27 protein-coding genes are annotated in these 21,030 nt (G+C 63.5%); 12 read left to right on the top strand and 15 right to left on the bottom strand.

Translation table 11 applies throughout. The features are described from left to right. Positions 1 to 12 precede the first annotated feature (12 nt). The 5 genes from flgE to AC066Y_RS07300 are packed head-to-tail and all read left to right on the top strand — an operon-like array spanning position 13 to position 4,750. Positions 13 to 1,302, top strand: coding sequence for a flagellar hook protein FlgE (flgE, locus tag AC066Y_RS07280; protein WP_478273270.1), 1,290 nt, complete (start codon positions 13 to 15; stop codon positions 1,300 to 1,302). Continuing rightward, positions 1,299 to 1,553, top strand: a complete 255-nt coding sequence (locus AC066Y_RS07285; RefSeq protein WP_478273271.1) for a hypothetical protein — start codon at positions 1,299 to 1,301, stop codon at positions 1,551 to 1,553. Before flgE ends, AC066Y_RS07285 begins: the two co-directional genes overlap by 4 nt. Positions 1,554 to 1,572: 19 nt before the next feature. Next, the gene (locus tag AC066Y_RS07290; protein WP_092125877.1) at positions 1,573 to 2,028 is read left to right on the top strand and encodes a flagellar protein FlgN; all 456 of its coding nucleotides are present in this window, start codon (positions 1,573 to 1,575) and stop codon (positions 2,026 to 2,028) included. A gap of 27 nt (positions 2,029 to 2,055) precedes the next feature. Further along, entirely contained in the window at positions 2,056 to 3,825 is a 1,770-nt protein-coding gene (flgK, locus tag AC066Y_RS07295; RefSeq protein WP_478273272.1) for a flagellar hook-associated protein FlgK, read from the top strand. Positions 3,826 to 3,841: 16 nt separating this feature from the next. Further along, entirely contained in the window at positions 3,842 to 4,750 is a 909-nt protein-coding gene (locus AC066Y_RS07300; RefSeq protein WP_478273273.1) for a flagellin, read from the top strand. A 16-nt stretch (positions 4,751 to 4,766) separates the two neighbouring features. Here the strand turns inward: AC066Y_RS07300 and AC066Y_RS07305 are convergent, their stop codons facing one another. The 4 genes from AC066Y_RS07305 to AC066Y_RS07320 all read right to left on the bottom strand — a co-directional run bounded on the left by AC066Y_RS07305 (position 4,767) and on the right by AC066Y_RS07320 (position 8,216). After that, the gene (locus tag AC066Y_RS07305) at positions 4,767 to 5,705 is read right to left on the bottom strand and encodes a substrate-binding periplasmic protein (protein WP_478273274.1); all 939 of its coding nucleotides are present in this window, start codon (positions 5,703 to 5,705) and stop codon (positions 4,767 to 4,769) included. 8 nt (positions 5,706 to 5,713) lie between these two features. Beyond that, on the bottom strand, positions 5,714 to 6,064 hold the full coding sequence (locus AC066Y_RS07310; RefSeq protein WP_478273275.1) for a c-type cytochrome: 351 nt from the start codon (positions 6,062 to 6,064) through the stop codon (positions 5,714 to 5,716). Positions 6,065 to 6,077: 13 nt separating this feature from the next. After that, the gene (locus tag AC066Y_RS07315; RefSeq protein WP_478273276.1) at positions 6,078 to 7,742 is read right to left on the bottom strand and encodes a methanol/ethanol family PQQ-dependent dehydrogenase; all 1,665 of its coding nucleotides are present in this window, start codon (positions 7,740 to 7,742) and stop codon (positions 6,078 to 6,080) included. Positions 7,743 to 7,970: 228 nt separating this feature from the next. Further along, positions 7,971 to 8,216: a hypothetical protein gene (locus AC066Y_RS07320; RefSeq protein ID WP_478273277.1), complete on the bottom strand. Its 246-nt coding sequence runs from the start codon at positions 8,214 to 8,216 to the stop codon at positions 7,971 to 7,973. A gap of 198 nt (positions 8,217 to 8,414) precedes the next feature. Between AC066Y_RS07320 and AC066Y_RS07325 the strand changes: the two genes are divergently transcribed. The 4 genes from AC066Y_RS07325 to AC066Y_RS07340 all read left to right on the top strand — a co-directional run bounded on the left by AC066Y_RS07325 (position 8,415) and on the right by AC066Y_RS07340 (position 10,665). Then, complete coding sequence (locus tag AC066Y_RS07325; RefSeq protein WP_478273278.1) at positions 8,415 to 8,813, top strand: EF-hand domain-containing protein; 399 nt, start codon at positions 8,415 to 8,417, stop codon at positions 8,811 to 8,813. Positions 8,814 to 9,154: 341 nt separating this feature from the next. Continuing rightward, the gene (gene pqqA, locus AC066Y_RS07330; protein WP_009031067.1) at positions 9,155 to 9,235 is read left to right on the top strand and encodes a pyrroloquinoline quinone precursor peptide PqqA; all 81 of its coding nucleotides are present in this window, start codon (positions 9,155 to 9,157) and stop codon (positions 9,233 to 9,235) included. Between the two features lie 206 nt (positions 9,236 to 9,441). After that, the gene (locus AC066Y_RS07335) at positions 9,442 to 10,326 is read left to right on the top strand and encodes a hypothetical protein (protein ID WP_478273279.1); all 885 of its coding nucleotides are present in this window, start codon (positions 9,442 to 9,444) and stop codon (positions 10,324 to 10,326) included. A 102-nt stretch (positions 10,327 to 10,428) separates the two neighbouring features. Continuing rightward, complete coding sequence (locus AC066Y_RS07340) at positions 10,429 to 10,665, top strand: hypothetical protein (RefSeq protein ID WP_478273280.1); 237 nt, start codon at positions 10,429 to 10,431, stop codon at positions 10,663 to 10,665. Between the two features lie 3 nt (positions 10,666 to 10,668). Here the strand turns inward: AC066Y_RS07340 and AC066Y_RS07345 are convergent, their stop codons facing one another. From AC066Y_RS07345 to AC066Y_RS07360, 4 genes are read right to left on the bottom strand one after another with little or no spacing between them, the layout of a single operon-like run. Further along, the gene (locus AC066Y_RS07345; RefSeq protein WP_478273281.1) at positions 10,669 to 11,028 is read right to left on the bottom strand and encodes a hypothetical protein; all 360 of its coding nucleotides are present in this window, start codon (positions 11,026 to 11,028) and stop codon (positions 10,669 to 10,671) included. Between the two features lie 41 nt (positions 11,029 to 11,069). Next, on the bottom strand, positions 11,070 to 11,780 hold the full coding sequence (locus tag AC066Y_RS07350; RefSeq protein ID WP_478273282.1) for an ABC transporter ATP-binding protein: 711 nt from the start codon (positions 11,778 to 11,780) through the stop codon (positions 11,070 to 11,072). Continuing rightward, positions 11,770 to 12,507 (bottom strand): ABC transporter permease, encoded by a 738-nt coding sequence (locus AC066Y_RS07355; RefSeq protein ID WP_420965252.1) that lies wholly within the window; start codon positions 12,505 to 12,507, stop codon positions 11,770 to 11,772. Before AC066Y_RS07355 ends, AC066Y_RS07350 begins: the two co-directional genes overlap by 11 nt. A gap of 2 nt (positions 12,508 to 12,509) precedes the next feature. Beyond that, on the bottom strand, positions 12,510 to 13,442 hold the full coding sequence (locus AC066Y_RS07360; protein WP_478273383.1) for an ABC transporter substrate-binding protein: 933 nt from the start codon (positions 13,440 to 13,442) through the stop codon (positions 12,510 to 12,512). 149 nt (positions 13,443 to 13,591) lie between these two features. Here AC066Y_RS07360 and AC066Y_RS07365 point away from each other — a divergent pair, with 149 nt between their 5' ends. Then, positions 13,592 to 13,933 (top strand): hypothetical protein, encoded by a 342-nt coding sequence (locus AC066Y_RS07365; protein ID WP_376711575.1) that lies wholly within the window; start codon positions 13,592 to 13,594, stop codon positions 13,931 to 13,933. Positions 13,934 to 13,958: 25 nt separating this feature from the next. Here AC066Y_RS07365 and AC066Y_RS07370 read toward each other — a convergent pair whose 3' ends face one another. Both AC066Y_RS07370 and AC066Y_RS07375 read right to left on the bottom strand, forming a co-directional pair. Next, a complete protein-coding gene (locus AC066Y_RS07370) occupies positions 13,959 to 14,783 on the bottom strand; it encodes a quinoprotein dehydrogenase-associated SoxYZ-like carrier (RefSeq protein ID WP_478273283.1) in 825 nt (274 codons plus the stop codon). Between the two features lie 43 nt (positions 14,784 to 14,826). Beyond that, positions 14,827 to 15,753: a quinoprotein relay system zinc metallohydrolase 2 gene (locus AC066Y_RS07375; protein ID WP_478273284.1), complete on the bottom strand. Its 927-nt coding sequence runs from the start codon at positions 15,751 to 15,753 to the stop codon at positions 14,827 to 14,829. Positions 15,754 to 15,920: 167 nt separating this feature from the next. Between AC066Y_RS07375 and AC066Y_RS07380 the strand changes: the two genes are divergently transcribed. Both AC066Y_RS07380 and AC066Y_RS07385 read left to right on the top strand, forming a co-directional pair. Next, complete coding sequence (locus tag AC066Y_RS07380) at positions 15,921 to 16,802, top strand: substrate-binding domain-containing protein (RefSeq protein WP_478273285.1); 882 nt, start codon at positions 15,921 to 15,923, stop codon at positions 16,800 to 16,802. Beyond that, on the top strand, positions 16,799 to 17,353 hold the full coding sequence (locus AC066Y_RS07385) for a PQQ-dependent catabolism-associated CXXCW motif protein (protein ID WP_478273286.1): 555 nt from the start codon (positions 16,799 to 16,801) through the stop codon (positions 17,351 to 17,353). Before AC066Y_RS07380 ends, AC066Y_RS07385 begins: the two co-directional genes overlap by 4 nt. A 37-nt stretch (positions 17,354 to 17,390) precedes the next feature. On the opposite strand, the gene AC066Y_RS07390 is transcribed toward AC066Y_RS07385, so the two are convergent. From AC066Y_RS07390 to AC066Y_RS07410, 5 genes are all read right to left on the bottom strand, one after another. Further along, positions 17,391 to 17,687: a copper-binding protein gene (locus tag AC066Y_RS07390; RefSeq protein WP_478273287.1), complete on the bottom strand. Its 297-nt coding sequence runs from the start codon at positions 17,685 to 17,687 to the stop codon at positions 17,391 to 17,393. A gap of 98 nt (positions 17,688 to 17,785) precedes the next feature. After that, positions 17,786 to 18,403, bottom strand: a complete 618-nt coding sequence (locus AC066Y_RS07395; RefSeq protein WP_478273288.1) for a hypothetical protein — start codon at positions 18,401 to 18,403, stop codon at positions 17,786 to 17,788. Continuing rightward, positions 18,400 to 19,248: an ABC transporter permease gene (locus AC066Y_RS07400; protein WP_478273289.1), complete on the bottom strand. Its 849-nt coding sequence runs from the start codon at positions 19,246 to 19,248 to the stop codon at positions 18,400 to 18,402. Before AC066Y_RS07400 ends, AC066Y_RS07395 begins: the two co-directional genes overlap by 4 nt. Beyond that, on the bottom strand, positions 19,245 to 20,054 hold the full coding sequence (locus AC066Y_RS07405) for an ABC transporter ATP-binding protein (RefSeq protein WP_478273290.1): 810 nt from the start codon (positions 20,052 to 20,054) through the stop codon (positions 19,245 to 19,247). Before AC066Y_RS07405 ends, AC066Y_RS07400 begins: the two co-directional genes overlap by 4 nt. Beyond that, positions 20,051 to 21,019, bottom strand: coding sequence for a YVTN family beta-propeller repeat protein (locus AC066Y_RS07410; protein WP_478273291.1), 969 nt, complete (start codon positions 21,017 to 21,019; stop codon positions 20,051 to 20,053). Before AC066Y_RS07410 ends, AC066Y_RS07405 begins: the two co-directional genes overlap by 4 nt. Positions 21,020 to 21,030: the final 11 nt, after the last annotated feature.

The raw sequence follows: 21,030 nt of genomic DNA on the forward strand, positions 1-21,030 counted from the left end.
CGGAGTATTATCATGAGTCTTACTGGTGCACTTTCCTCGGCGATCTCGGCGCTCAATTCGCAGAGCCAGTCGCTAGCAATGATTTCCGACAACATCTCGAACGCCGATACCACGGGGTATAAGACCACGTCGGCGATGTTCGAAGATCTGGTGACGGCGTCGAACAGCGCCACCTCGTACACGTCCGGCGGCGTCACGGTGTCCGGCCGCGCTAACATCACTCAGCAGGGATTGCTTGCCGCGACCACCAACGCCACCGACGTTGCGATCCAGGGCAGCGGCTTCTTCGTCACCACCAATGCAACGACCGGCGGCACCACCTCCTATACGCGCAACGGTGCGTTCACCACCGACAACTCGGGTTATCTCGTCAACAACGGAAACTATCTCGAGGGCTGGCGCACCGACGCACAAGGCAACATCATCGGCAATGCTTCGGCCGCAAGTCTCGGTCCGATCAACACGCAGGTAGCCTCGACCAGCGGCAGTGCCACCACCAAGACCACCGTTGCGGCGAATCTGCCGGCCGACGCCGCCATCGGCGCGACGTTCAACAGCTCGATGACGGTCTACGATTCGCTTGGTACGGCGAGCACGATCCAGATCGACTGGAAGAAGACCGCAGATAATGCCTGGCAGGCAAGCTTCGAGCAGCCGAAGCTCGCGTCGGACTCCAGCACGGCCAGTGCCAACGCGATCACCGATACGGTGGCGATCACCTTCAATCCCGACGGTTCGCTCGCATCGACGGTGCCGAGTCCGCCGACCATCTCGATCACCGGCTGGAAGGACGGCGCGGCCGACAGCTCCACCGCCAATGGTACGGCGATCACGCTCAATCTCGGCGCGGCCGGCAAGACCGACGGTCTCACGCAATATTCGTCGGGCCAGACCACGCCTTCCGTCGACCTCACGAGCATCACGTCGGACGGCCTGCCTTACGGCAAGCTGAGCAGCATCGCGATCGGCAAGGGAGGCGTGGTCGATGCGACCTACTCCAACGGGCAGACGATAGCGATCTACAAGATTGCGGTCGCGACCTTCAGCGACCCCAACGGATTGAGCGCGGCCAGCGATGGCCTGTACTCCGCGACGGCAGCCTCCGGCAATGCCACGCTGCAGACCTCGGGGGCCAACGGCGCCGGCACGATCTACGGCAGCGAGCTGGAATCGAGCACCACCGACACTAGCGGTCAGTTCTCCAACATGATCTCGGCGCAGCAGGCCTATTCGGCGGCATCGCAGGTCATCACCACTGTCAACAAGATGTTCGACACGCTGATTTCGGCGGTGTCGCGATGATGACCGGAAAGATGAATGACCGCCTGCTGGTCAGGCTTCAGCGGCTGAAGGCGGGGGCGGCCTCGGTTCGGCCGAACGATCGGGCGCAACTCACTGCGTTGCTCGACGACGTCGGAGCGTTGCGGGACCTGCTGATGCGCGAGTGCGTGCGGCTCGACCAGGAAATCAACCGGGCCTCGGTGCGGGTAACGGCAATCACCGCGTATGGGCGCAGCGCACAATCGGTTCGCGCCCTGCGTCGCGGACACTAGCTTGAACGGGAGCGATGACATGACACCGGAACGCAACATCAAGATCAATCCCGCGGGCAATGACGAGCGCGCCAGGTCGTTGATCGCACTGATCGACAATCTGATCGAGATCGTGAACGAGGAGAACGTCGAGCTCGCCAAGGGCCTGCCGGCCTCGCGGCTGAAGCAGGTCGACGAGAAGAACCGCCTCGCCACGCTGTTCGAGCAGTGCGTGGCGGAGGCCGTCGGCAAGACCGCCAACCTCAACGTCCAAGACCGCGTGCTGCGCGAGCAGCTGATGGATCGGATCCTGAAGCTTCGGGTCGCGATGGACGAGAACGTGATGCGGCTGCGCGCGGCGATCGATGCCAGCAACCGCAGGATCGAGGCGATCATGCAGGCGATCCGCGAGCAGATCGCCAACGTCTCGCCTTACGGGGCCGGCGGCCGTCGCGTCACATCCGCGATGTCCTATGGCACCAACGTGCGGGCCTGATCGCGCCGGCGCCGGAAGGAGTGGGTCGTGTCGTCGCTCGATATCGCACGAAGCATTGCATTCAGCGGGCTGTCAGCCACGCAGGTGCAGATCAGTGTGGCCTCGGCCAACATCTCCAATGCCGACACCAAGGGCTATACCGAGAAGACCGCCAACCAGAGCAGCAGCGTCACCAGTGGTGTCGGCACCGGCGTCACGATCTCGAGGATCACCAGCGCGGTCGACAAGCTGCTCCTGAAGTCGCTGGTCGGGGCCGATTCCGATCTCGGCGCCGCCGACACCAACAACAACTATCTGACGGAGCTCCAGCAGCTCTATGGCAGCACGTCGAGCGGCGACAGCTCCACGACGGGGACATCGCTGGCCAACACGATCGCGGCATTCGAGTCGGCGCTGTCCTCGCTCGCGAGCACTCCGAGCAGCGCTTCGCTGCAATCGAACGCCGTCAGTGCGCTCGCTGCGGTCACCAATCAGCTGCAGCAAACCTCGGGCGGCATCCAGAAGCTGCGCTCCAACGCCGACCAGGACATCGCCTCGTCGATCACCGGCATCAATTCCGATCTGCAGCAGATCTCCGACCTCAACAAGCAGATCAAGCAGGAAGCGGCTGCGGGCCAGTCGACCGCCGATCTCGAGGACCAGCGCAACGGCGCGCTGCAGGACCTCGCCTCGCAAATGAATGTGAGCTATTTCACCACGTCGAGCGGTGATCTGCAGGTCTATACCGGCTCCGGGCAGGCGCTGGTCGACAGCACGGTACACCCGCTGAGCTACACGGCGCTCCCCGGTGTCACGGCATCAACGACGTATAGTGCGGGATCGTCGAGCGGCTTCAGCGGTATCACCGTCAACGGGGTCGACATCACCTCGCAAATCTCCTCCGGTAAGGTCAGCGCCCTGATTACCCTGCGCGACCAGACCTTGCCGGCCGCGCAGTCGCAACTCGACGAGCTCGCCCAGCAGCTGGCCTCGAGTGTGAATACGGTCTCGAACCAGGGCACAGCGGTGCCGCCGCCGGCCAGCCTGACTGGTACAGCGACTGTCAGCAATTCGACACCGTTCGCGGGCACCGGCACGGTGCGTATCGCGGTCGCCGACAAGAGCGGGAATCTCGTATCGTATCAGGATATCGATTTATCGGCGTATTCCACGGTGGGGGCTCTTGCCGCCAAGATCAACACCATCCCCGGCGTATCGGCATCGGTCGATGCCAACGGACATTTGTCGATCTCGGCGACCGGCTCGGGCAATGGCATCGCCATCAACCAGATGACGAGTTCGGTCGGCGGTGAGGGATTTTCCCAGTATTTCGGGCTCAACGACCTGATCACGGGGACCAGCGCCTCCAACATCGTTGTGCGCAGCGACGTCCTGAGTGGCACGGCCACGCTGCCGACGGCGACGCTCGATGCGTCGTCCGCGCTGACGGTCGGAGACTCGGTGCTGTCGTCGGGCTCGGCGGCGGTGGTGAATGCGCTCTCGATCGCGCTGACGGGGTCGACCAATTTCGCGATGGCGGGTGGGCTGGGCGCCACCACCGGCTCTTTCACTGACTATGCGGCAGCAATCGTTGCCGACGTTGCCGGTAAGGCAACCCAGGCGTCGGCAACCTATACGTCCAAGCAGACCGCGCAGTCGACCTATGCGAGCTCGTTGTCGTCGCAGTCCGGCGTCAACATTGACCAGGAAAGCGCGAATCTGAGTGCGTTGCAGAACAAATACGCAGCCGCATCCCAGATCATTACGGCCATCAATTCCATGTTCTCGGCGCTGATGACCGCAATGAGCGCAGCCTGAGTGTGAGGGCGTTGTCATGATGATGCGTGTTGCCACCTTCGCGCAATCGGAGCAGATGATATCAAGCGCGCTGCGCGTGCAGTCGGTGATGGCCAATGAGCAAGTGCAGGAGTCCTCCGGGCTGCAATCCGAGGATTTCGGCGGTTACGGCTCAGGCGCCGGGCGCGTGATCAATTTGCAGGTCTCGGTGACGCGCGCCCAGTCCTATATCGATGCCAGCAATCTCGCCGACAACAAGGTGCAGGCGATGTATTCGGCGGTCGGCTCGGTGACCGATATTATCACGCAGCTTCGGACCCAGCTCAGCGCCGCCACGACCGGCAGCAGCACGGCGACGGCATCGGTGATCAACTATGCCCGGCAGGCGATCTCGCAGATGCAGGGGCTGCTCAACACCCAGTATGACGGCGAATACGTCTTCAGCGGCGCCCGCACCGATACTGCGCCTGTGGATCTGTCGAGCTATGACATCGGCACGGGCTCGCTGACGACATCGGACACCAGCTACTACAAGGGTGACAGCGAGATCGCGTCGGTGCACGTTTCGGACAGCCAGTCGGTTTCCTATGGCGTCACCGCCGACAATCCTGCCTTCGAGCAGGTCATGCGGCTGTTGAAATACGTCGGCAACAGCACGACATTATCGTCGAGCGATATCTCGCAGGCGCTCGATCTCGCCAGCAATGCATTGGATGCAACGTCCACGGTGCAGGCAAAGCTTTCGACCTCTGCGTCGCAGATCGAGACCGCCAGCACGAACCAGAGCGACTACCAGAATTTCGCCAAGACCCTGTCGACGAACCTCACCAGCGTCGACGTCGCGGCGGTGACGGCGCAGCTTTCGACCTATCAGGCGCAGCTGACGGCGTCCTATTCGGCGATCGCCAAGATCCAGAGCATGAACCTGGCGAGCTATTTGCGATAGCAGCCTGTCGCCGGCATCATCGGTTCAGGATCTTCAGCCAGACGTCGCCGAGAATGATCGGTTCGCGCGGGGGAAGCCAGGTCAGGCCTGCTGCCTTGCCAAGCTCGGCGATGGTGCCTTTGGCGTGCAGGTCGGACAGCACCTCGTTGACGGCCTCCAGCAGAGCCTTGTCGATCTCGAGAGCGACGTAACCGCGGTTGGCGCCGATCGGATAGTAATAGCCGGAGGCGGTGATTTTGGTGTCGGGATGATCAGCGCGGTAGGCGTCGAACCGGCGCAGATCGAGCAGGGTGGCGTCGAATTCACCGCGCTCGAGCTCTCCCAGCAGGTCGCTGCGCCCGGGAACGAGGTGGGTGATGTCTTCGATCAGCTTTCCCTTGTCGAAGGTCATCAGGATGGCATCGCCCAGCGTGCCGCTTTCGATCGTCAGGCGAAGCCCGGCGAGATCGCCGATATCGGTCATCTTGCGGTCCTTGACCCAGTCCTTGGCCTTGGGGCCGAGCACGACGGTCATCGGCGAATAGATGTAAGGCTGGCTTGGCGCCAGCACCCCGATCGGAATCCGCCGGCGGCGATCGTCGCGGGTGGCGCCATCGAAGTCCGGCAGCTTGGCCGTCGTAACACCAGGCGCCTTCAGCGAGTCTGTGGTGAGGGCGTAGCCGCCGACCAGCGAGCATCGTCCGTCCGACAGCAACGCATTGGCCTCCAGCGCGGGGCTCGAGTCCTCGTCTAACTTGCTCTCGAACCACTGGATCTTGAGCGGCCGTCCGAGCCGCTCGGCGACGACTTGTGCGAGCGCGACGTCGAAGCCGGCATCCGGCTTGCCGCGACGATGCGCCGACAACGGCGGGAGATCCTCGTCGAGGCATACTTTGAGCGGCTCGCCGGCCGCATGCGCTGCCGCCGTCATGGCGAGAAGCCAGGCTGTCGCGGCGCCCACCAGCAGCGCTCTCATAGGCGCCCTCATTGGGGCCTCCGGCTCGTCAGGAAGGCCCAGACGTCGGCGATCTCCTGCTCGCTCAGGATGTCGGCCCAGGGCGGCATCTTGCCGTTCTTGCCTTGCTTCACGGTGCTCACAAAGCGCGTCTTGTCGTCGGGAAACGCGCGCAGGTCCGGCGTGATGGTGCCGGAGTTGACCATGTTGGGCCCATGGCAATGCGAGCAGTTCTTGGCGTAGGTGACCTTGCCCTGGTCGGCCAGACCCTGAAGGTCGATTGCACTGGTTTGCTGTGCGGCTGCCGGGATCAACGTGATCAAGGCCGCCGCGACGGCGGCGAAGATCGCCGCCGTCAACAGGGTTACTCTTTCAGTCACGTGTGCTCCGCGCTCAGTTCTTGACCGCGAAAACCCACAGCGAGCCGCCGGGCGGGACCTTAGCAAGGCGCTCGTCGCCCGAGAACAGCGAATAGACGCCGCCATAGCCCGAGGTGACGGCGACATACTGCACGCCGTCCTGCTGCCAGGTCACGGGTTGTCCTTCGATGCCCGAACCGGTCTGGAACTGCCAGAGCTTCTTGCCGGTGTCGGCGTCGAATGCCTCGAATTCGCCGGTCAGCTGACCGGAGAACACCACGCCGCCGGCCGTGGAGAGCACGCCGGAGAAGCGCGGAATATCGCTCGGCGCTTCCCACTTCGCCTTGCCGGTCATCGGATCGATCGCCTTGAGATGGCCGCGCGGTCCGGTGCCCCATTCCCAGGGATCGGTGAGGTCCATGCCGAGATACCACTCGCCCTGCTTGAACGTCACCGGCTCGGACTTGTAGCGGCCGCCGAAAGCGAGCGTGTTGGCGTAGGCGAGGCCGGTCTGCGGATTGAACGACATCGGCTCCCAGTTCTTTCCGCCGAGGATCGACGGGTAGACCGTGACCTTCTTGCCGTCACGTGCATCCTTGGCGACGTCGGTCTCGATCGGGCGGCCGGTCTTCAAGTCTACTCCGGTGGCCCAGTTGACGTTCACATAAGGATTGGCCGCGAGCAGCTTCCCGTTGGTGCGGTCGAGCACGTAGAAGAAGCCGTTGCGGTTGGCATCCATCAGCACCTTGGTCGGCTTGCCCTCGACATTCATGTCGGCGAGCACCATTTCGGCCACCGAGTCATAGTCGAACGGATTGTTCGGCGAGAACTGGTAGTGCCACTTGATCTTGCCGGTCTTCGGATCGAGCGCGAGCACCGAACAGGTATAGAGGTTGTCGCCTGGACGCACCGCAGAGTTGAACGGTCCGGGATTGCCGATGCCCCAATACACGGTGTTCAATTCGGCATCATAGGAGCCGGTGATCCAGGTCGATCCGCCGCCCAGCTTCCAGGTGTCGCCCTTCCAAGTGTCGCCACCGGGCTCGTCCGGAGTCGGGATCGAGTAGGTACGCCAGAGGCGCTTGCCGGTCGCCGGATCCCAGCCGTCGATGAAGCCGCGGGTGCCGAATTCGGCGCCGGAGATGCCGGTGATCACGACGCCGTCGGCGACCAGCGGCGCCACCGTCATCGAGTAGCCTTCCTTGATGTCCGCAGCCTTTTCGCGCCACAGTTCCTTGCCGGTCTTGGCATCGAGCGCGATCACATTGGCGTCGAGGGTGGTGCGGAACAGCTTGCCGTCATACAGAGCCGCGCCGCGATTGATGATGCCGCAGCAGACGATACGCGGCGTCTCGGCGGGATACTCGACCTTGGTCTTCCAGATCTGCTTGCCGGTCTTGGCGTCGATCGCCATCGTGGCATTGTGGGTGGTGACGTAAAGGACGCCCTGGTAGACGAGCGGCTGCGATTCCTCGCTGCGGTCGTCGTTCAAGCTGTAATTCCAGACCGGGACCAGATGCTTGACGGTGTCCTTGTTGATCTGGTTCAGCGTCGAGAAGCGCTGAAGATTGTAGCCCATTCCGTAATTGAGAACGTTCGATGTATCAGTCGCACCCTTGACCAACTGCTCGTTGGTCTGAGCGCTTGCACCATAGGATGCAAGAATCACGAGGCTTGCGGCCAGCGCAATGCGTCTCATCATATCCTCCCAATGAACCTTTTCCGCACGCCTATTCCTGACGTTGCGGACGGAACCATCCCCCTGAAACCAAAACGGGTCAATACGAAAACGTGAACGAACCCCAGTCAGCCGCCGGAGGCCGGCCGAAAGCGTCAGGTTTTTGCTGATGCGCCCGTAGCTTACCGTGGCATGGAATACACAACGCCAGGTGTGACTCGCCGCTATGCCGCAGCGCGAACGGTTCGGTCAGCTCGACGGCGCATGCCGACAGGCGCTCGGACGTGGCTTGGCGCCTCGCTTGTCCGACGGCACATTGCAATTGTCGATGCGCTGCTCGTCGGTCCATTTGCGTCCGAGCCGTTCCTTGCCGGTGAGCGTGCGCTGCTGGACGGTCTCTGCCGATGGGGTAGAGGCCCTGTTCTGCGCGGACGCCGGCGCGGTCAGACCGAGCGCAACGAGACAGCCCATCGTGGTCCTGCAAATGTCGCTCATGGGTCACCTCGCTTGTTCAGGTGCGATGCCATCTGCCGAACGCCAGAGATGATCCGTGAGGCAGTCCCTTTCCACCCGAAACCCGACGCCTCACCGGTTACTCTGGCTGTAGGAGGCCTCGTCGAAGCTGCTATGGTAGCTTCGATCGCAGGGCACGCTCCGTATCCTTGCCGGAGCGGCACTCAAGGGAGACCGATGATGATTTCGCGCCGATCACTTGCCTTGACCTTGGCTGTTGCCGTCCTGTCAGGCCCCGCTCTGGCCGCATCGGGTGGTCGCAGCGCGCTCAAGATGCTCGATCCCGACAATGACGGCACGGTCGACCTCGCCGAAGCCAAGAAGGCTGCCGCCGACCTGTTCGCGAAGCTCGATCCCGATCATGATGGCACGCTCGACATCCGCGAATTGCGTGGACGGCTGACCGCGAAAGAACTGGCGAAAGCGGATCCGGATCATGACGGCACCCTGACGCTCGACGAGTATCTCGCGGTCGTCGAGCAGCGATTCAAGGCCGCCGATCCCGACAACGACGGAACGCTGGATGCGAAGGAGTTGAAGTCGCGCGCCGGCCGGGCGCTGCTGCGCTTGCTCAAGTAGGTCCGTGCCAGCGGATAGCGTCGGGCGGATTCCGCCTATTGACGCTGGATCTTCGCCATAACAAAAAAAGTTGCGATTTCGCTCTTGGGCAAGACTCGGCTGGCGCAATCGGGTCTGCTTATTGGTGCGCCGCCGCCCGGCAGCCGGAAAATGCCTGACAGATCAGCGTCGGGATTTCCCAGCCGTTTCAAAGCCGGGTGGACGTCAGCGAGCCGTCGTCCGTTTCGGCATGTCCAGCAGCGAAGTCGGGTCCTTACCCGGCCGGCTTGCGCCCTGGAACAGCCAGCCCTAGCTTGCCGCGCGGCGCGACGCTTGCGCCAACTTAGACTTGGGAGAAGGAAATGGCCTGGAAAACACCGAAGATCGTCGAAGTGCCGGTCGGCATGGAAATCAACATGTACGCCTGCGCAGCGCGCAAGTAATCCGAGACAAGTAACGCGAGACAGCCTGCCCGGCTCGTGCAGCTTGCTGCATCGAGCCGCGGCAGGCGTCTTTCGCCGGCGCGACGCTGCCGCTCGAAATTCCCGCAGATCCTTCCCACAACACGCTGAAATCGAGACCTCCTGCGCGATTGGCGGGCCGTCCTGCTTTGTCCTACAGTGCGGCTTGAGGCGGTGGTCCGGGGACGATGAGTTTCGAAATCAAGCGAGGGTGTTGGGTAGGCGTGCTGTGCGCGGCGATTGCTGGCGTCGCAGCGGTGCTGCCGCTCGGCGCCTACGCCGAGGGTTTTGATACCGAGCACATCTTCGGCTTCATGATCGGGTCCGATGTGGGCGACGTCGGCGAGCGTGAGTTCCAGAGCCAGAGCACCGGGCGCTTTGCCAAGGATGGCGGCCGCTACCGTGCGCTCAATCAGGAAATGGAGCTCGAGCTCGTCCCGGCGCCGAATTTTCGTGTCGAGCTCGGCACGTCGTTCAGCGCGTACGATATCAACCGCGTCCCGGGCTTTGACGATCGCCGCCAGCTGTCGTGGCAGAGCGTCTCGGTCGATTTTCGCTATCGCTTTCTCGAGCGCGAGGCGGCGCCCTTCGGCATGACGGTGGCGCTGGAGACACGCGCTGGCCGCGTCGACGAGACGACGGCTACGGCAGTCCGCAGCTACGGCACCCAACTCACGGTGGCGTTCGACCGCGAGGTGATCCCGAATTTTGCAGTGGCGGCCCTCAACGTCAGCTATGAGCCGGAATGGACTCGCATCCCACGCAACGGCACAGCAGAGCAGGATGCCACGATCGGTGTCGCATTTGGCCTGATGGCCAGCGTGAGGCCCGATATCCTGATCGGCGGCGAAGCGCGCTATTTCAGGAAGTATGAGGGGATCGGTCTGGATGAACTGTCCGGGCAGGCGCTGTTCATCGGTCCCACTGCCTATGTCCAGCTCTCGGAGCGCTCGCGCCTGACCGCGACCTGGAGCGTGCAGGCCTGGGGGCAGCGGGCCGGCAGCAATGCCGCCTTCGATCTGGTCAATTTCGAGCGTCACCAGGCGCGGCTGGTGTACGGTCTGAATTTCTAGAGCCGGGTTCCCAGGCCTTGTCACGGGCCTGTGAAACCCTGACCTGGCTGATTACGTATTCCGTCGTGCTATCTATTTCGTGAGCACGCCTAGGGATCGCGCATGAACCCGATTGATCTGATCGTCACTGTATGTGCCGTGCTGTCGCCCGCGACCTGCGAGGAGCAGCATCTGGTGTTCAACTGGAGCGGTTCGCTGCAGCAATGCGCCATGGCCGCGCCGCCTTACATCGCACAATGGGTCGGCGAACATCCGAAATGGACCGCGGTGCGATGGCGGTGCGAATATCCGCACGCCAACGATCGCGCCAGCACGGACGGCAAACCGCCGGCGGGCTAGCTGCTATTTGTTGCAGTCCTTCAGATCCTTGTCGGACACTGAAAACACCGCATCGGCCTTGATCTCGATGTCGCGAACGAAGCACTGCCTGGCGCCGCTGTAGCCGACCTTGGCATCGTAGCGGCCGGGCTCGATGCCGGTGATCCGCAAGCGCTCGTCGTGGTCGACTTCCTTGTCCTTGTCGTTGAGCGTCTGGTTCGGACCCCACTCGTTCTTGCCAGCCGGCGACAGCTCGAAGCTCGAAATCGTGGCGCTGGTCAGATTCCACAGCCGGATGCCTTTGCCCTTGCTTTGGGCGAGCGCTGGCGCCGGCAGGACAAGCAACGCAACGGCAACAGCAACAGCAATCAACGCACGCGGCATCCAATCTCTCCCTCACGCTTTGGTCCAAGGATGACGGCGCCTCACATATTTGCAAGGTCCAACTGTGAGAGCCGCCGCTTGATTTCGTCGATCTCCGGCTCGCCGCGCGTCGCGCGCGGCGCGGCGATGGTCTCGACGTGAAGGATTCGGGCCGGTCGCGGCGACAGGAAGAACAGGCGGTCGCCGAGGCGGACTGCGTCGTCGAGATCGTGGGTGACCAGCAGCGTCATCATCTTCCGGCTGGCCACCAGCGTGGCGATCTGGTCGCGCAGCCGCCCCGCAAGTGCATTGTCGAGCGAGGCCAGCGGCTCGTCGAGGAGGAGGAAATCCGGCTCGATGGCGAAGGCGCGGGCGAGCGCGACGCGGCGGGCGAGGCCGAGCGACAGCTCACCGGGAAAGTGGTTGCGGTGCACGCTCAATTCGAGCACCTCGAACAGCGCCGACAGCGTGCCGTCGTCGACATGCGGTGCGGCGATCCGCACATTCTCCTCCACGGTGCGCCAGGGCAACAACCGCGGCTCCTGAAACACCATGCCGAGGCGCATGCCGGGAGAGCGCGCGACATGGCCCTGGTAGTTGGCGTCGAGCCCGGCGAGAATCCGCAGCAGGGTGCTCTTGCCGCAGCCCGACGGTCCGAACAGCACGCCAACCTCGCCGGCGTTCAACGTGAAGGTGACGTTGTCGAGCACGTCGTGCCGCTTTCCGGCCGCACTCGCAAAGCTCTTGCCTGTGATATTGACCTCAAGCTGCACGGAGCCGCCACCGCGTTAGCCTGGTTTCAAACGGCTGCACCAGCAGGGTCTCGATGACGAGCACGACACCGGCAAAGCTCAGCGAGTAGGCGAGCAGCAACGGGATATCGAACAGCTGGAAAGCGACCCCGATCTCGAAGCCGACGCCGTTGGGGCGGCCCAGATATTCGGCGACGAGCACGATCTTCCAAACCAGCGACAGCCCGGAGCGCGCAGCGGCCGCGATGTAGGGCGCAAGCTGCGGCAGGACCACATGCCGGAAGGCGCGGCCGCGCGGCAAGGCAAAGGCCGTTGCCATCTCGTCGAGCGCAGGGTCGAGCGCGCGGGCCCCCTCGCGCAGGGTGACGACGGCGGTCGGCAGCTTGTTGATGGCGATGGCCGTGATCGCGGCGACCTCGGTCAGCCCGGCCCAGATATAGGCCAGCACGATGACGACCAGTGCCGGCAAATTGAGCAGCAGGATCAGCCAAGGATCGCCAAGGCGATTGGCAAGCGACACGCGGCCCATCAGGTAGCCGATCGCCGAGCCGAGCGCCATGGCGAGGGTGAAGGCCAGCGCGACGCGCGCCAGCGTTGCGCCGAGATTGACGAAAAGCGCGCCCGATCGCGCTTCGGCTATCAGGACCGACAGCACCGCCGGCGGCGCCGGCAGCTTGGCATCGCCGATCAACAGCGAGGCAATCCACCAGGTCGCGATGAACAGCGCGAATGACAGGAGGCGCAGCACCGTTAGTCTCCCGGGATCGCTTGATAGAACGTACCGGGATCGAGCTCGGTCGCGGTGCCGACGAGATCGCGGCCGCCGAGCTGCGCCAGCACCCGGTAGAGCACGCGAGCATCCGCCTCTTCGTCAGCGATCGGACGGCGCGGGATGCCCTCGCGGTAGCGGTCGCGATAAGCGCGCAGCGTCGCCGCATCCTGCGCGCCGGTCAGCGGCGCAATCGTGTCCCATTCGGCATCCGAGGTCGCCAGAATCTCTTTCGCGGCGCGCGTCACGGCGATGAAGCGGGCCACCAGATCCTTGTTCGCATTGGCCCAGGCTTCGTCGAACACATAGCCGATCATCGCGATGCGGCCCTTGCTGCCGAGCTTTTGCAGGACCTCCTCCATGCCGGCGAGCCGGCGAAAGCCCTTGGCTTCAAGCGCCGCGCAGAAATTCCAGTAGTTGAGCGTCGCGTCCATCTCGCCACCGAGGGCCTTGGCGGCCAGCAGCGGCGGCGCGCCGTAGACGATGGTTGACTGCGACTTCAGGTCGACGCCATCCTGCTTCAATGCGGCCTGCAGCAGCAGCCAGTTCTTGTCGATCGCACCGCCGGCAACGGCGAGCTTGCGCCCCTTGAGGTCCGCCAGCGTCGTGAGCGGCGAGGCGGCCGGGACCATCACGGCCCCCAGCGCGCTTGAATAGGGATAGAATTGCAGTTTGGCGCCGAGCGAGCGTTCGCGCGACACCCAGGGCCAGTCGGATACCATGACGTCGGCCGAGCCGGAGCGCAGCGCGATCTTGCCGGCCTCGGGGCTGGCGAGCTCGACGACATCGATCGACAGATTGGCCTTCTTGTCGAGACCATGGGAGCGAATGACGGCCAGTTCCCAGGCCAGCGTTCCGGTCTTCTGCGCTGCAACGCGGATGGTCTCCGCGTTGCACGAGGTGCCGAACTGCATGACCGCCAGAACTGCCGCAGCCAACACCGTGCGTACAGAGATGATCATCGTTTCTTGAGCCACTTCCCCGAATGTTTTCTTTTCTGATCAACATCCATAGCATAGCTTGCGGAAAGAGAAGAGGAAGCAGGACCATGGCAGGAGCTGGCATGCTACGACCGATTGTCGCCGTCCTGGTGCTCGGCGGGACGGCCGTCAGCGTGCGAGCCCAGGAGATCAACGACTATCCGACCTCGGCGCGGGCCGAATATGTGTTCGGCTGCATGAAGTCCAATGGCGAATCCCGGCAGTCGATCGAACAATGTTCCTGCTCGATCGATGTGGTCGCCTCGATTATCCCCTATGATCGCTACGTCACCGCCGAGACCGTGCTGAGCATGGCGCAGGTGCGCGGCAATCTGGGCGGCCAGTTCCGCTCGTCCGAGCAGGCCGCCAACGCGCTCAACGACCTCAGGCGTGCGCAGGCCGAGGCCGAAGTGAGGTGCTTCTAGCGTTGATCGTGAGATCGCGAACGCGTCAGGTCCCGGGATTCTCGACCTTCCATTCGTGGTCGAAGACGTGCCCGTCGGTGTCCTTGGCCTCGGCACGGAAGTGCTTGGCGCCATTCGAGACGTAGGTGAAGCGAATGTTGGGATCCTCGGAAATCGAGATGCCGCCCTCCATCGCCAGCACCGGACTGTCATCCTGCCAGATGTACAGCTCATTGACGAAGAAGGCCGGGATATAGAGCTGCGTGACCTGATCCATCTGTAGGCCTGAATTATTCGGATGCCCGATCATGATCTGGGCTTCCCTCGTGCTCGTCGCCGGCCCTTGTTCGGACCTTGTGAATTGCCGGTAACGCATCTGGCCGAGCCGGTTCTTCGCTTCCTCGACGTTCTTGCCGGCCGGTGCCGAGCAGCCGCCGGATGCTTTCACATACACCTTGCTGACATAAAGCTTGCCGTCGCTGAGCTCCGCGACGGCGTGTACATTGGTGTAGTTGTTGACGCGGACGCGGGTCGAGATCTCGGTGACGTTGGCGTCCGGCCCCAGCGTGAACTTCGCGGCCATCGGCGCCGGATTCTCGTCGATCACAAGCGTGATCGCGACGACGCGGCGGCTATCGCTGGGCTGCAGCTTGGTGCGCAGCGTCACCGGAACGATTGCGGCGTCTTCCGCGCGCGTCGGCATCTCGATGCCGATGATATCGTTGCCGTCATCCATCGGACGATTGCTGAAGATGTCCTGGACGAGGCCCGGCCAGGGATCATAGGTCTCAGCCGCGGGCGCAGCGGGTGTCCCCAGCGCGATCGCAAGGAGGCCGGCGATGCAAAGCAGGCGGGCGCGATGTCCAGTCATGTTCGCGAGATCCTATGCAGCCGCGTCATTATAGGACGAACAGCTACTCCCATTCAATTTCCGAGAATGCTGCAGTTGCGTTACGGGCGTTGTAATCGTCGAACAATTGCCAGCGCGGCCGCTCGGCTGCCGCGGCATGCTCCGCCGCGGCCGTGATCGGCTTGCCGCGTGCGACCAGCGCACGGACGTCCGCGGCCAGCGTCTCAAGATAACGCCGCTCGTCGGCAAGCGCTGCAGGCCACGCACTCACGGGTCCGTGACCGGGAACCGCGCGCTCGGCAGGAATAGCCTGGAGCTCGTCGAGCGCACGCAGCCAGCCCTTGAGGCTGCCGTCGACCACCGGAATATGTTCGAGGAACACCAGATCGCCGGCGAACAGGGTACCGGTGCGCTCATCGAACACGGTGAGGTCGTTGTCGCTGTGGGCGGGTGGCCATGCTTTCAAGGTGAGGGTCCGTCCGCCGAGGTCGAGCTTCAGCGTGTCCGCGACCAGCACGGTCGGCGGAATGATCCGGACCTCGTCGATCAACGCGTCGCCCATCGTCCGGCGAAAACCGTCGAGATAGAATTGCCCGCGCGTCGCCAGCGCTTGGGGCAGGGCCTTGTGGCCGACGAAGCTGGTCCCGTCAGCCACGAAAGCCGCGTTGCCGAAGCTATGATCCGGATGCGCGTGGGTGTTGATTACATAGCGGATCGGCTTGTCGCTATGGCTGCGCACGGCGGCGAGCAATTGCTGCCCTTCGCGGACGCTGCCGCCGCTGTCGATGACGGCAATGGCGCTGTCGCCGACCACGAAGCCGACATTGGCGATGGCGCCTTCGTTGTCGCGCGTCATCAATGCAGTGACCCCGGTGTGAACGAATATTCCGGGCGCGACTTCGCTCACAGGCAATTCCGCCTCTTGAGCCTGCGCTATGGTCGGCGCCCAAAGCATCAGGAGCAGCGCAAGCACCGAACCGCCATGAGCCATGTTTCCGCCTCAGTTTTTCCGGGACGCGCGATCGATGTCGTCGCGCTCCAGTTTGCGCTGCAACAAGCAACGCGGCACCGTCGCGATCATTATCCCTGTTGCACGTCATGGTGCGCCGGGCAATCGGTGGATGGCGGCAATCCGTCCGATCAAGAGGAGACCGCGCAATGAGAGTTATCGCATGCCGTCCTGTTCTGCTCGCGCTTGCCGGCTTCATCGTCTGTCTTGCCGGCCGCGACATCGCGCGTGCGCAGGTCAACGAGCAGGGCGAACTCTCCATCGAGCTGGTCGATCCCAAGGTGCTTCGCATCTGCGCCGATCCGCGCAACCTGCCGTTCTCGAATGACAAGGGCGAGGGGTTCGAGAACAAGATCGGCGAGCTGTTCGCTGAAAAGCTGCAAAAGAAGCTCGATTATATGTATTTCCCGCAGGCGACCGGCTTCGTGCGGATCACGCTCGGCTCGCATCGCTGCGACGTGATCATGGGCTTTCCGCAAGGCGACGACCTCGCGCAAGGCACCAATCCCTATTACCGCACGGCCTATGCGATCGTTGCCAAGCCGGGCAGCGGACTGGATGAAGTCACGACGCTCGAGGATGAGCGGCTGAAGGGCAAGCATATCGGCATCGTCGCCGGAACGCCGCCAGCGACCAACATGGCCATCAACGGTCTGATGAGCAATGCGAAGCCTTATCCGCTGATGATCGACACGCGCTACGATTCCTCGGCCGAGGCGATGATGAACGACCTTGAAAAAGGCGAGATCGACGCCGGCATCCTGTGGGGGCCGATGGCGGGCTTTTATGCCAAGAAGGCGAACCCGCCGCTGCATGTCACGCCGCTGCTCAAGGAGACCACGGGACCCAAGCTGGTCTATCGCATCGGCATGGGCGTGCGGGCGTCCGATCAGAACTGGAAGCGGCAGCTCAATCGCCTGATCCAGGAGAACCAGCCGGCGATCAACAAGATCCTGCTCGACTTCGGCGTTCCGCTGCTCGACGAGAACGACCGTCCGATCGGGTCGGAGACCGCGACCAAATCGCCATGATCAGGCTCGCGGCCATGCTTGCGGTGATATTGCTCGCCGCTTCGCATGTCCGCGCGCAGGACCAGCCTGCAGAACCCGAGGGGTATCGCACCGAGGATTATCGCACGGCGGTGCCGGCTACGCTTGCCGGCGCACGGGTGCTTACGACGGCGGAAGCGGCAGAGATCTGGCGCAACAAGTCCGGCGCTTTCGTCGACGTGCTGCCGCGCGCGCCGAAGCCTAATCTACCGGCCGGCACGGTGTGGCGCGAGCGGCCGCATCGCGACATTCCCGGCAGCATCTGGCTGCCCGACACCGGCTACGGCAAGCTCGCCGCATCGACCGAGGACTATATGCGTCACGGCCTGGTCCGCGCCTCCGGTGACGACAGGGCCAGATTGCTGGTGATCTACTGCCAGGAAAACTGCTGGATGTCGTGGAACGCCGCCAAGCGCGTGCTCTCCTACGGCTACCGCAACGTGGCGTGGTATCCGGAGGGAACCGACGGGTGGGGGCGCGCCAATCTGCCGCTGGCGGATGTGGAGCCTGAACCGCGCGAGGGCGAGCAGTAAGCCCGTCCTCACGCGGCCAGGAAAATGTTCTAGCGAATTACTTCTGCTTGTCGAGCTTATTGATGGTCTTGCCGCCGTCGCCGTCCGTGGTGGTGAACGTCACCTTGTCGCCGGCGTGAAGCTCCTCTAGCGACTGTCCCTTGGCCACCTTGTATTCCTGAATGGCGCCGCCGGCCGCGCCCACCGTGCCGGTTTGCGTCTGCTGGATCGAGATGGTTCCACTCAGTCGGTCAATCTTGGTGACCATTCCCGAGATGGATTGCTGGGCCAAAGCCGCTGAGGTGATCAGGCTCGCGGCGGCGAGGCTGGTCATGACGATCTTGGCTGCTCTCATCGAGGTCTCCCAACTTCAGATATAGTTGGAGATAACGAGCGGGCAGGGCAGTTTGTTCCGGTGGCTGGTGGTGATCGCCGGGGCGATCGGCCGCAGGCCTAATCCAGCTCCTGCTGGATGGTGCGGCCGAGCGCAAACAGCCGCTGATCGATCATGGTCGGCACCTCGCAGACGAATTTCACCACGCGCCCGCGGTCCTCGAATATCCGCGTCTCCCAGACCAGCTGATTGCCGAGCTCGTCGACCTTGGCCTGGTCCGGCGGCGTGGCATCCTGCAGCGCCTGCAGCGCGATCGTATCGGCGCGGATCTTTTCCGCGGCCTCCCGCTGCTTGCGCATCACGCGCTCCAGCCCGTTCATGACCGAGGCCCGCTGGCCATTGAGCGTATCGAACAGCCCCGCGAACAGCAGCTTTCCCGCATTGGCCTTGTCGGCCGCTGCGGCCGACAGGAATTCGGTGATCTCCTTCTGCGCATCCTCGAGCGGAACGCGGCGCGCCGCGAGCTTGGTCGCAAGTTGGCTGATCTTCGGATCGTCTCTCCACCTGGTCTCGGCATCGCCGAGCGGCGGCCCGGCCCAGACCGCGGCGAGCGAGATTTCGGGCACCTTGGCCTGCGCGCACGGCCAGTCCGGGTAACGCGGGTCGGCACCGAACGCGACCTGGTTCGACAGAACCGTCGCGAGCAGCGCGCCGAGTGCTGGCCGCCGGACTGTCATGCCTCGCCTCCGCCAGGTCCGCGGCGCACCAGGCCGCGCGATGGATCGTAAGCCAGGATCGCGCCGATCATGAACACCACCGTGCAGCCGCCGACCACCGCGAGCGAAACCCAGTTCATCTTGCCGTACAACGCAAACCGGATCAGCTCCACCGCATGCGTAAACGGATTGCACTGGCAGACATAATAAAGCATCGGGCTGCCTTCCTGCACACGCCAGAGCGGGTAGAGGGCCGACGATGCAAAGAACATCGGGAAGATGACAAAGTTCATCACGCCGGCGAAATTCTCGAGCTGCTTGATGCTGGCCGAGATCAGCATGCCCAGTGCGCCGAGCATCAGGCCCGACAGCACCAGCGCCGGAAGCACGGTGAGGTAGCCGAGGGTCGGCGGCGTAATGTCCCAGAACCACGCAATCAGCAGGAAGGCATAGACCTGGAGCAGCGATACCGCCGTGCCGGCGAGGAGCTTGCAGAACAGAAGATAGCCGCGCGGCAACGGACTGACCAACAGCGTGCGCATGTTGCCCATCTCGCGGTCATAGACCATCGACAGCGAGGATTGCATGCCGTTGAAGAGCTGGATCATCGCCATCAGGCCGGGCGCGATATAGACCTCGTAGAGGATGTAGGTCTCATAGGGCGGGATGATCGAGATGCCGAGCACCTGACGGAAGCCGGCCGCGAAGATGAACAGCCAGACCAGCGGCCGGACCAGCGCCGAGACGAAGCGCTCGCGCTGATGCAGGAAGCGCAGCGCCTCGCGCCATACGATGCCGTTCAGGCAGACGATGTATTCCGACACCGAGAAGCCGCTTCGCTCAGTCGTGACCGTCGTGCTGCTCATGTTGGCGGTTTTCCGGTGAGGGTTGCCGTTCCGGTCAGGCGCATGAATGCGGTGTTGACGTCCTGGGCGCCAGCGTCCGCGATCACGCGCGACATCGGGCCGTGCGCCAGCATCCGGCCCTGGTGCAGTACGACAAGGTCGTCACCCGGCATGATCTCGTCGAACAGATGCGTTGCCCAGAGCACGCCGATGCCCTGTTCGGTGACGAGCTGGCGGACATGATCGAGAATGTCGGCGCGCGCCTTGACGTCGAGCCCGACGGTGGCCTCGTCGAGCAGCAACAGCCGCGGCCGGTGCAGCAGCGCGCGGGCGATCTCGAGCCTTCGCATCTGGCCGCCCGAGAGATCGCGCACCTTGCTGGCGGCGCGGTCCGCAAGGCCGATACGGCCGAGCACCTCGGCGCTGCGCAGCCGCGCCTCGCGCCGCGAGATGCCGTGCAGCGCGGCGTGATAGAGCAGGTTTTGCGTCAGCGAGAGGTCGAGATCGAGCGTGCGCGGCTGGAACACGACGCCCATCAGCCGTAGCGCTTCACCCGGCGTCCGGCTGATGTCGTGACCGAAGATCCTGATCTGGCCGTTCTGGATCCCGAACAGCCGCGTCACCAGCGAGAACAAGGTGCTCTTGCCGGCGCCATTGAGGCCCAGCAGAGCGGTGAAGCTCGCAGGCTGAACCGTGAAGTTGACGTCGATCAAGGCGCGCCGCGGACCGTAGCTGTGGCTGACATTGCCGATCGACAGCGCCGGCGGCACGGCCGCTGCAGGGCCTGCATCCGGCGAGGGCGCGATATGGGCGTCGGTTGCGGTCATGGCTGTGCGATCGTGATCCCCCAGGGCAGTTCGCCGACCTGAATAGTCTTGATCACCTTCTGGGCTGCGATGTCGATCACCGACACATCGTTCGAGACGCCGTTGGTGACCATCAGATATTTTTCGTCGGGCGTGAAATCCATATGCCAGACGCGCTGGCCGACCAGCAGATATTTGAGGACCTTGTGGGTCGCGCCGTCGACCACCGCGACGCGGTTGGCGGGGCCGAGCGCAACGAACGCGGTCTTGCCGTCCTTGGTCATGCCGATGCCGACGGGCTGGATCGCCTCGTTGCGCAGGCCCGGGATCTCGAAGGTGATCTTGCCGGTCACCTCGCGCTTCACCGGATCGATGATCGACACCGTGCCGCCGATCTCGGAGGAAACCCACAATTCGGAGCCGTCGCGCTTGAACTGGGCGAAGCGCGGCCGCGAGTCGACCAGCACGTTGGCGACGATCTGGCGCGTGGTCGTGTCGATGAAATGCGCCATGTTGGTGGTTTCGGACGTGTTGATCAGGATCTTGCCGTCCGGGCTGATCGTCATGCCCTCGGGCTCGACGCCGACCTGGATGTCGCCGAGCCGGGCGCGCTTCTCAAGATCGATCACGGTGACCGTGTTGTCGTTCTCGTTGGCGACATACATGGTCTTGCCGGCGGCATCCTGGGTGAACAATTCGGGGTCGGGGCCGGAGGGCAGGGTGTCGACGATCTCCTGGGTCTTGGTATCGATCACCTGGATCGTGTCGTCGTCGCCGACCGCGACCATCACGAACTTTCCGTCGCGCGAGAACTCGATGCCGCGCGGCCGCTGGCCGACCTTGATGGTTTTGGTCACCGTCCAGCTGTTGGTGTCGATGACCGTGACGGTGTTGCCCTTCTCGTTGGAGACGTAAGCAACGAAGGCGGACGCCGGTGCCGCGGCAAGCCAAACGAGCATCCCGATCAACAGACAGCAGCGCCACATGCGTTTCACCT

Source organism: Bradyrhizobium sp. USDA3010, from assembly GCF_056429065.1.

Coding starts and splice junctions, on each gene's coding strand:
- AC066Y_RS07325 (WP_478273278.1), top strand. CDS start 8,415: ATGATTTCGCGCCGATCACTTGCCTTGACCTTGGCTGTTGCCGTCCTG.
- AC066Y_RS07300 (WP_478273273.1), top strand. CDS start 3,842: ATGATGATGCGTGTTGCCACCTTCGCGCAATCGGAGCAGATGATATCA.
- AC066Y_RS07410 (WP_478273291.1), bottom strand. CDS start 21,019: ATGTGGCGCTGCTGTCTGTTGATCGGGATGCTCGTTTGGCTTGCCGCG.
- AC066Y_RS07400 (WP_478273289.1), bottom strand. CDS start 19,248: ATGAGCAGCACGACGGTCACGACTGAGCGAAGCGGCTTCTCGGTGTCG.
- AC066Y_RS07335 (WP_478273279.1), top strand. CDS start 9,442: ATGAGTTTCGAAATCAAGCGAGGGTGTTGGGTAGGCGTGCTGTGCGCG.
- AC066Y_RS07320 (WP_478273277.1), bottom strand. CDS start 8,216: ATGAGCGACATTTGCAGGACCACGATGGGCTGTCTCGTTGCGCTCGGT.
- AC066Y_RS07405 (WP_478273290.1), bottom strand. CDS start 20,054: ATGACCGCAACCGACGCCCATATCGCGCCCTCGCCGGATGCAGGCCCT.
- AC066Y_RS07315 (WP_478273276.1), bottom strand. CDS start 7,742: ATGAGACGCATTGCGCTGGCCGCAAGCCTCGTGATTCTTGCATCCTAT.
- AC066Y_RS07285 (WP_478273271.1), top strand. CDS start 1,299: ATGATGACCGGAAAGATGAATGACCGCCTGCTGGTCAGGCTTCAGCGG.
- flgE (WP_478273270.1), top strand. CDS start 13: ATGAGTCTTACTGGTGCACTTTCCTCGGCGATCTCGGCGCTCAATTCG.
- pqqA (WP_009031067.1), top strand. CDS start 9,155: ATGGCCTGGAAAACACCGAAGATCGTCGAAGTGCCGGTCGGCATGGAA.
- AC066Y_RS07360 (WP_478273383.1), bottom strand. CDS start 13,442: ATGCAGTTCGGCACCTCGTGCAACGCGGAGACCATCCGCGTTGCAGCG.
- AC066Y_RS07340 (WP_478273280.1), top strand. CDS start 10,429: ATGAACCCGATTGATCTGATCGTCACTGTATGTGCCGTGCTGTCGCCC.
- AC066Y_RS07370 (WP_478273283.1), bottom strand. CDS start 14,783: ATGACTGGACATCGCGCCCGCCTGCTTTGCATCGCCGGCCTCCTTGCG.
- AC066Y_RS07290 (WP_092125877.1), top strand. CDS start 1,573: ATGACACCGGAACGCAACATCAAGATCAATCCCGCGGGCAATGACGAG.
- AC066Y_RS07395 (WP_478273288.1), bottom strand. CDS start 18,403: ATGACAGTCCGGCGGCCAGCACTCGGCGCGCTGCTCGCGACGGTTCTG.
- AC066Y_RS07375 (WP_478273284.1), bottom strand. CDS start 15,753: ATGGCTCATGGCGGTTCGGTGCTTGCGCTGCTCCTGATGCTTTGGGCG.
- AC066Y_RS07390 (WP_478273287.1), bottom strand. CDS start 17,687: ATGAGAGCAGCCAAGATCGTCATGACCAGCCTCGCCGCCGCGAGCCTG.
- AC066Y_RS07365 (WP_376711575.1), top strand. CDS start 13,592: ATGCTACGACCGATTGTCGCCGTCCTGGTGCTCGGCGGGACGGCCGTC.
- AC066Y_RS07345 (WP_478273281.1), bottom strand. CDS start 11,028: ATGCCGCGTGCGTTGATTGCTGTTGCTGTTGCCGTTGCGTTGCTTGTC.
- AC066Y_RS07385 (WP_478273286.1), top strand. CDS start 16,799: ATGATCAGGCTCGCGGCCATGCTTGCGGTGATATTGCTCGCCGCTTCG.
- AC066Y_RS07380 (WP_478273285.1), top strand. CDS start 15,921: ATGAGAGTTATCGCATGCCGTCCTGTTCTGCTCGCGCTTGCCGGCTTC.
- AC066Y_RS07305 (WP_478273274.1), bottom strand. CDS start 5,705: ATGAGAGCGCTGCTGGTGGGCGCCGCGACAGCCTGGCTTCTCGCCATG.